Here is a 7991-nt window from a genome sequence, read left to right as displayed (position 1 = left end):
GGGCGGCGCCTGCGGCGCGGCCGCGTCGTAGGCGCCGCCCGCGTAGGCCGATTGCGCCAGCGGCGCCGCGCCGCTGCTGAACACCTTCCACGGATTCATCGACATCAGCCCGCTGAAGATCCAGGTGAGGGTGATGCCGGCGAACATCAGGCCGGCCAGGTGGTGCCAGCGCATCATGTTCTCGCGGTAGGGCGAGCGGCTGCCGCTGGCGTAGGGCCGCGAGAAGCGCCAGCGCAGGATGCCGACCACCGTGCCGGTCAGCGCCACGGCCACGCCGGCCACCGACAGCCAGACGACGATGTCGTGCCACCACGGATCGAAGAGGTTGCCGCGGAACGGATACAGCCAGTGGATCCAGGCGCCGACGTAGTTCCACAGCCGTTCGCGGCGGGTGGCGTCCAGCACCACTTCGCCGGTGGCGGACGAGACGTACAGCCGGGTGCGGGCGGGATCGTCCAGGTCGATGCGGTGCAGCGGCCGGTGCATGTCGAGCGCGCCCGAGTGGGTGTATACGTCCTCCTCCACCTCGCCCTGGTAGTGCGCGGCGTACTGGCCGTCGAACCAGGCCGCGGCGCTGGCGGTGGCGACCGCGGCGTCGGCGCGCGGCAGCAGCGCGCCGCTGGCGGCATCCACCACCTTGGGCGCGCGGCCGCGGCCCATCGGCACCAGGTAGACCGGCGCGCCGCCGCGCAGCGCGGCCAGGCTCAGGCCCGCCATGTCGCTGGCGCCGGCGGCGGCCAGCGCCTGGGCCGGCGTGGCGGCGACGCGGGCCGGGTCGAGCGGCGCCAGGTGTGTCATGCGTTCCTGCGGCGTGAGCTTGGGGTAGCCCACGTACATCATCACCACGCCCGAGATGAACCACATGGCGAAGAACAGGCACAGCACGATGCCGGCCCAGCGGTGCGTCAGGTACAGCCAGCGCTTGGCGCGGGTGGACCACGGCACGGGCGCGGGCCGGCGGCGGGGGGAGGGGATGGCGTCCATGGCTGTCCTCAGAACCGCGCCTGCAGCGTCAGTTCGAACGAGCGCGGCGCGCCCAGGTAGAACATCGGCGTGCCGCTGACGTTGGCCGCGTACACCTTGTCGGTCAGGTTGCGGACCCGGCCGGTGATAGTGAAGTGGCGGTCGATGCGATGCGACAGCGCCGCGTCGAACACGGTGTACGACGGCGCCCAGACGGTGTTGGCGGCATCGGCGTAGGCGCGGCCGACATAGCGCGCGGCCAGGCTGGCGTTCCAGTCCGGCAGGAAGGCGTAGTCGATCCAGGCGTTGGCCACGCGCCGCGGCGTGTTGGTCGGCACATTGCCGTTGCGCGAGACGCGCACGCCGCCGATCGTTTCAGAGAAGTCGTCGTACTTGGGATCGACGAAGGCGACGTTGGCCTGCAGCGACAGGGTGCGCGTCAGGCGCAGCCCGCCGGCCAGTTCCAGCCCGCGCGCCGACTGCTGGCCCACCGGGACGCTGACCGCCGGGTTGCTGGCGTCGGGCGCCGAGATGTTCTTGCGCGTGATCTCGTAGGCGGCGACGGTGGCCGAGCCGCGGCCGTCCCAGAACTCGAACTTGCCGCCCACTTCCTTCTGCGTGCCGGTGGTCAGCTTGTCGTTGTTGAGCACGTCGGCGAACGAGGCGGTGGCCATGATGCCGGACGGGGGATCGGCGGCCGTGGCGTATTGCGCGTAGAGCGAGGCCTGCGGCGTGATGGCCCAGTTCAGCGCCAGCCGGCCGGTGGTGGGCGAATAGCTGCGCGAGGCCGAGGCCGGCGAGCTGGCGGTGACCGCGCGGCGGTTGGTCAGGTCCAGGTCGATGAAGTCCTTGCGCAGGGCCGACACGATGGCCACGCCGGGCAGCACCTCGGTGCGGTTCTCCAGCGTGAAGGCCAGCGTCCGGACGCGGTTGTCGCGGTCCGGGTTGTGGCCGCGCGTCATGCCGGGGATGTCGTAGAAATAGCCCGGCTGGAAGTCGTACGGATCGACCGCGTCCACCGTGGCCGGCAGGCTGGTGGGATAGCGGGTCTGCTTGTTCACGCTCAGGTCGGCGCCGAACGACCAGCTGGTGGGCAGGCCGGCCAGCGTCGATTCGACCAGGCCTTCGACGCGGTTGCCGATCAGGCTCTGTTCGTGGCGCTGCAGCAGCGCGCCCGAGCGCAGCACGCGGCTGTTGGCGGCGTTGTAGCGGTAGGTCTCCAGGTTGCGGAAGTCGCGTTCGGCGCGGTAGTAGTACAGCGTGTTCTTGAACGTGACGCCCGGCGCCGCGCGCCATTCCGTGAGCGAGCGGGCCCACAGCACCGACTGCTCGTACAGGCCGTCGTCGACGTTGTAGTTCTTGAAACGCGTGCCGCCGCGGATCTGGCCTTCGCCGCTTACCTTGCCGTTCGCGCCCACCGTCAGCGGCGTGCCCCAGTAGGGGCGGTCGACGCGTTCGCGCTGGTACTCGAAGGCCCAGGTCTGCGTGACGTCGTCGCCCAGGTCGGACAGCAGCGAGGCCGCCACCTGGGTGGAATTTGACCGCTCGCCGTCGACCCAGCCGTGGCTGGCGGTGGTGTTGGCGTCGATGCGCAGGTAATGGCCGCGTCCGCCCGGCGAGCCGGCCAGCTGCTGGTTGATGCCGACCGACGCCTGGCGCGTGTCGAACGATCCCAGGCGCAGCTGGCCCTCATAGAACGTGTCGCGCTCGGCCAGCTTGGTGACGTAGTTGATGGCGCCGCCGACCGCGCCGGCGCCGAACAGGAAGGTCGACGGGCCGCCGATGGCCTCGACCCGGTCGTAGATCCAGCTGTCGATCGGCCGCGCGGCCACCGAGTCGTACTGCACCGAGATGCCGTTGAACAGCTGCGACACCTGGCCGCCGCTGAAGCCGCGGTAGCTGACGGCGCCGGCCATGCCGGGAGGCGCGGCGTTGTTCACGCCCGGGATGCCGCGCGCGATGTCCTGGGTGTTGAGCGCGCCGCGCGCCTCGATCTGCTGGCGCGAGATGACGGTGACGGAAGCCGGCGTGTCCTTGATCCGCAGGCCGAGGCGGCTGCCGGTGCCGTCGATGCGCTCCAGGTTGATCGGGCCGTTGGGCGAGTCCTCGGCGCGTTCGCCTTCGACCCGGGTCGGGGCCAGGGTCTCGATGGCGGGTTCGGCGGTCAGCGCGAACGCGGGGTTGGCCGCGCAGGCGCCGGCCAGCAGGGATGCTGCGTAGTTTTTTTTCATGGTCCAGGCCGGCGGGGCCGGCATGCACGCTCGCGCGGGCGCCGCGGTCAGGGGCGGCGAAAATGCGCGGGCGCGGGGTCTCCAGGGCGTCGCCGCCGGCAACGGGCGGCGCGGGCTCGGGCGGAAGCGGCGCGGCGGCCGTCCGCGGGGGACGGCGTGCGCGCGCTCAGGCCGCGGGCGGGGCGCGCGGCTGGGCCGCGTGCCAGGCGTGGAGCGGGTGCGAGGCGCGGTAGAACAGCGCCGGGTAGGTGACGCCGCCGCTGGCGGGCGCCGGCAGCACGGTCAGGGAAGCGGGGGGAATGCCGAGATCGGCCTGCGGATTGCGGCAGAACGGGCAGTGGTTGCTGTCGCCATGATGGGCGGCGTGGTCGCCGGCGCCGTCATCGCTCTGCACCTCGATGGTCAGGGACGAGCGGCCGTCCGGGGCGCAGTAGTCCACCGTGACCTGGCGGCTGGCGTTGGGCAGGTGATTGCCATGCGCCAACGACGGAACCAGCGACGCCCACAGGATCGCGATCAGGGCGATCCAGGCGTAGCCGCGGTTCAGGAAGTGGGCGAGGTGCATGACGGCGCATTATATCCAAGCCTTTTCAGACGGAAAGATGGCGCCGCACGTCCTCCCCGTCGATGGCGGCGCGGTCGCCGCTGGCCACCACCTCGCCGCGCGACAGCACCACGAAGCGGTCGGCCAGCTCGCGGGCGAAGTCGAAGTACTGCTCGCACAGCAGGATGGCGATGTCGCCGCGCTGGCGCAGCATGTGGATGACGCGGCCGATGTCCTTGATGATGGACGGCTGGATGCCTTCGGTCGGCTCGTCCAGGATGATCAGCCTGGGCTCGGCCACCAGCGCGCGGGCGATGGCCAGTTGCTGCTGCTGGCCGCCGGACAGGTCGCCGCCGCGCCGCGCCAGCATGCTCTTGAGCACCGGGAACAGCTCGAACACTTCCTCTTTGATGCGGCGCGCGCGGGCGGCCGGCTTGGTGGCCATGCCCATCAGGATGTTCTCTTCCACCGTCAGCCGGGCGAAGATGTCGCGGCCCTGCGGCACGTAGGCCATGCCGCGCGCGGCGCGCTGGTGCGGCGCCAGGCGGGTGATGTCGGCGCCGTCGAAGTCGATGGCGCCGCGCGCCACCGGCAGCACGCCCATCACGCACTTTAGCAGGGTGGTCTTGCCGACGCCGTTGCGGCCCAGCAGCGCCAGGCATTCGCCCTGGTTCACGGCCAGCGACACGCCGCGCAGGGTGTGGCTGCCGCCGTAGTACTGGTCGATGGTGTTCACGTTCAGCATGTCAGCGCCCCAGGTAGACTTCGATCACGCGCGGGTCGGCCTGCACCTTGGCCATCGGCCCCTCGGCCAGCACCGAGCCCTCGTGCAGCACGGTCACCTTGCCGTCGCCGGCGATCTGGTTGACGAAATCCATGTCGTGCTCGACCACCATCAGCGAATGGCGGCCGCGCAGTTCGTTGAGCAGTTCGCCGGTGCGCTCGGTCTCGGCGTCGGTCATGCCGGCCACCGGTTCGTCCAGCAGCAGCAACTGCGGTTCCTGCATCAGCAGCATGCCGATCTCCAGCCATTGCTTCTGGCCGTGCGACAGCAGGCCGGCGGGGCGGAAGGCCTCGGGCCGCAGCCGGATCAGGTCGAGCGTCTCGCCGATGCGGTCGGCCTGCTCGCCGGTCAGGCGCGCGAACAGCGTGGGCCGCACGCGCTTGTCGGTCTTCATCGCCAATTCCAGGTTCTCGAACACCGTGTGCTGCTCGAACACGGTGGGGCGCTGGAACTTGCGGCCGATGCCGGCGTGCGCGATCTGCGCCTCGCTCAGCGTGGTCAGGTCGATGCTCTGGCCGAAGAACGCGGTGCCGGCGGTGGGGCGCGTCTTGCCGGTGATGACGTCCATCATGGTGGTCTTGCCGGCGCCGTTGGGGCCGATGATGCAGCGCAGCTCGCCCACGCCGATGTCCAGTGTCAGGTCATTGAGGGCCTTGAAGCCGTCGAAGCTGACGGTGATGCCCTCCAGGTACAGGATGGCGCCGTGGCTGGTGTCCAGGCCCTTGGGGCTGACGCGGCCGTAGCCGGCGTCGCCGCTGGGGCCGCCATCCAGCATGGCGCTTTCGGTATGGGTGCTGGTCATGCGCGTCGCTCCTGGTAGCGGGCGGCCAGGCGCCGGGCCAGGCCGACGATGCCGGTGGGCAGGAAGAGGGTCACCAGCACGAAGATCAGGCCCAGCGCGTACAGCCAGAATTCGGGCAGCACGCTGGTGAACCAGGTCTTCAGGCCGTTCACGGCGCCGGCGCCGATGATGGGGCCGATCAGCGTGCCGCGGCCGCCGGTGGCCACCCAGATCACCATCTCGATGGAGTTCTCGGTGGACATCTCGCTGGGGTTGATGATGCCGACCTGAGGCACGTATAGCGCCCCGGCGATGCCGCACAGCACCGCGGACAGCGTCCACACGAACAGCTTGAAGCCGAGCGGGTCGTAGCCGATGAAACGCAGCCGGCTCTCGGCATCGCGCACCGCCGTCAGCACCCGGCCCAGCTTGGACTGGGTGACGGCGCGCGCCAGCACCAGCGCGCCGGCCAGCGCCGCCAGCGTGATCCAGTACAGCGCGGCGCGGGTGCCCGGCGCGGTGATGTCGAAGCCCAGGATGCGCTTGAAGTCGGTGAAGCCGTTGTTGCCGCCAAAGCCGGTGTCGTTGCGGAAGAACAGCAGCATGGCGGCGAAGGTCAGCGCCTGCGTGATGATGGAGAAATACACGCCCTTGATGCGCGAGCGGAAGGCGAAGTAGCCGAACACGAAGGCCAGCGCGCCGGGCACCAGCACCACCAGCAGCATGGCGTACCAGAAGTGCTCGGTGAAGGCCCAGTACCAGGGGTAGTCCTTCCAGTCCAGGAACACCATGAAGTCCGGCAGGCGGCTCTGGTAGACGCCGTCGTGGCCGATGGCGCGCATCAGGTACATGCCGTGGGCATAGCCGCCCAGCGCGAAGAACAGGCCATGGCCCAGCGACAGGATGCCGGCGTAGCCCCACACCAGGTCCAGCGCCAGCGCCGCCAGGGCGTAGCACATGAACTTGCCCAGCAGCGCCACCGCGTAGGCGGAGATGTGCAGCGGATGGCCGGCGGGAAACGCCAGGTTCAGCAGCGGCGCCAGCGCCAGCAACAGCACGCCCGCGGCCAGCGCGGCCCAGGCGCGGCCGCTGAACAGGGGGCGGCGCGCCAGCAGGTTGAGATCGGTCAGCGCGGTCTGCTTCATTCGACGCTCCGGCCGCGCGGGGCGAACAGGCCTTGCGGCCGCTTCTGCACGAAAAGCACGATGAGCACCAGGATGGTGATCTTGGCCATGACCGCTCCCGCGTAGGGCTCCAGGAATTTGTTGACGCCGCCCAGGCCCAGCGCGGCGATGACGGTGCCGGCCAGCTGGCCGACGCCGCCCAGCACCACCACCATGAACGAATCGACGATGTAGCCGCGGCCCAGGTCCGGGCCCACATTGCCCAGCTGCGACAGCGCCACGCCGGCCAGTCCGGCGATGCCCGAGCCCAGGCCGAAGGCCAGCATGTCGACGCGGCCGGTGGGCACGCCGACGCAATCGGCCATGCGCCGGTTCTGGGTGATGGCGCGCACGAACAGGCCGAGCCGGGTGTGGTTCAGCAGCGCCCACACCAGGAACACCACGAACAGCGCGAAGCCGATGATGACCAGCCGGTTGTAGGTCAGCACCAGGCCGCCCAGCACCGTGAAGCCGCCCGACATCCAGCTGGGGTTGCCCACCTCCACGTTCTGCGCGCCGAACAGCGTGCGCACGCCCTGCATCAGCATCAGGCTGATGCCCCAGGTGGCCAGCAGCGTTTCCAGCGGCCGGCCGTAGAGCCAGCGGATGACGGTGCGTTCCAGCGCCATGCCGACCAGCGCGGTGACCACGAAGGCCAGCGGCAGCGCCGCCGCCACGTACCAGTCGAGCCAGCCCGGCAGCCAGGCGCGGAACGCCGTCTGCACCAGGTAGGTGACGTAGGCGCCGATCATCAGCAACTCGCCGTGCGCCATGTTGATGACGCCCATCAGGCCGAAGGTGATGGCCAGCCCCAGCGCCGCCAGCAGCAGCACGCTGCCCAGGCTGAGGCCGTAGAACAGGTTGCCGGCCCACTCGATGGTGGCCAGGTGGCGGTCGATGCGCTTGAGCGCGTTGGCGGCCGCCTCGCGCACGCCGGCGTCGGGTTCGGCGTAGACGCCGTCCTGCTGTTGCGTCAGCGCCGCCAGCGTCGGCCGGAAGGCGGCGTTGTCGGTGCGGCCGAGCAGATCGACCGCGTGGCGCCGCACCGCGGGGTCGGCGCTCTTGAGTTCGAGATTGGCCTGCGCGATTTCCAGCGCGGCGCGCACGGCCGGGTCCTTTTCGGCGGCCAGCGCCTTCTCCAGCAGCGGCAGGCGCGCCGGATCGCCGGTCTGTTGCAGGCGGCGGGCGGCGGCCAGTCGTTCCTGCGGGTTGTCGGAGAACAGCCGCGAGCCGGCCAGCGCCGCCTCGATCGCGCGCCGCAGCCGGTTGTTGATGCCGATGGAGGACGCCTCGGCCGGCAGCGCCAGGGCCGCGCCGGAGACCGGATCGGTGGCCTGTCCCTTGCCGTCGCCGATCAGCACGCGGCCGTCCGGCAGCGCATACAGCTGGTCGCTGCCCAGCGCCTGCAGCACCGCGGCCGCGCCCGGGCCGGTCTGCTGGCCCAGGGCGGCGATGGCCTGCAGCCGGGCGTCGGTGTCGTCGCCGGCCAGCGGCGCCAGCAGCGCCGGGTCCACGCCCGGCGCGG

Annotated in this window: 7 protein-coding genes; all 7 read right to left on the bottom strand. The window is 70.8% G+C overall.

Translation table 11 applies throughout. The annotated features are described in order from the left end of the window. On the bottom strand, window positions 1-984 hold a 984-nt coding region (locus AOZ53_RS32820), incomplete at its 3' end, for a PepSY domain-containing protein (RefSeq protein ID WP_197286557.1). An 8-nt stretch (window positions 985-992) separates the two neighbouring features. Beyond that, complete coding sequence (locus AOZ53_RS32815; protein WP_054429222.1) at window positions 993-3194, bottom strand: TonB-dependent receptor; 2202 nt, start codon at window positions 3192-3194, stop codon at window positions 993-995. A 166-nt stretch (window positions 3195-3360) separates the two neighbouring features. Further along, on the bottom strand, window positions 3361-3759 hold the full coding sequence (locus AOZ53_RS32810) for a DUF2946 domain-containing protein (protein ID WP_054428614.1): 399 nt from the start codon (window positions 3757-3759) through the stop codon (window positions 3361-3363). Window positions 3760-3784: 25 nt separating this feature from the next. Then, window positions 3785-4483 (bottom strand): urea ABC transporter ATP-binding subunit UrtE, encoded by a 699-nt coding sequence (gene urtE / locus AOZ53_RS32805; RefSeq protein WP_054428613.1) that lies wholly within the window; start codon window positions 4481-4483, stop codon window positions 3785-3787. A 1-nt stretch (window position 4484) separates the two neighbouring features. Next, window positions 4485-5324: an urea ABC transporter ATP-binding protein UrtD gene (urtD, locus tag AOZ53_RS32800; protein ID WP_006386130.1), complete on the bottom strand. Its 840-nt coding sequence runs from the start codon at window positions 5322-5324 to the stop codon at window positions 4485-4487. After that, the gene (gene urtC, locus AOZ53_RS32795) at window positions 5321-6448 is read right to left on the bottom strand and encodes an urea ABC transporter permease subunit UrtC (protein WP_054428611.1); all 1128 of its coding nucleotides are present in this window, start codon (window positions 6446-6448) and stop codon (window positions 5321-5323) included. The genes urtD and urtC overlap by 4 nt, the downstream gene beginning before the upstream one ends. After that, entirely contained in the window at window positions 6445-7980 is a 1536-nt protein-coding gene (gene urtB / locus AOZ53_RS32790; RefSeq protein WP_082385871.1) for an urea ABC transporter permease subunit UrtB, read from the bottom strand. Before urtB ends, urtC begins: the two co-directional genes overlap by 4 nt. Window positions 7981-7991 lie beyond the last annotated feature (11 nt).

The sequence above is a fragment of the Achromobacter sp. 2789STDY5608621 genome (assembly GCF_001299375.1).
Lineage (GTDB): Bacteria > Pseudomonadota > Gammaproteobacteria > Burkholderiales > Burkholderiaceae_B > Achromobacter > Achromobacter insuavis.
The sequence above is the reverse complement of the archived record's forward strand: the minus strand, read 5'-3'. Positions and strand labels throughout refer to the sequence as shown.

Excerpts from the sequence above, each read along its gene's own strand:
- urtE (WP_054428613.1), bottom strand. The coding sequence starts at position 4,483 with ATGCTGAACGTGAACACCATCGACCAGTACTACGGCGGCAGCCACACC.
- AOZ53_RS32815 (WP_054429222.1), bottom strand. The coding sequence starts at position 3,194 with ATGAAAAAAAACTACGCAGCATCCCTGCTGGCCGGCGCCTGCGCGGCC.
- urtC (WP_054428611.1), bottom strand. The coding sequence starts at position 6,448 with ATGAAGCAGACCGCGCTGACCGATCTCAACCTGCTGGCGCGCCGCCCC.
- urtD (WP_006386130.1), bottom strand. The coding sequence starts at position 5,324 with ATGACCAGCACCCATACCGAAAGCGCCATGCTGGATGGCGGCCCCAGC.
- AOZ53_RS32810 (WP_054428614.1), bottom strand. The coding sequence starts at position 3,759 with ATGCACCTCGCCCACTTCCTGAACCGCGGCTACGCCTGGATCGCCCTG.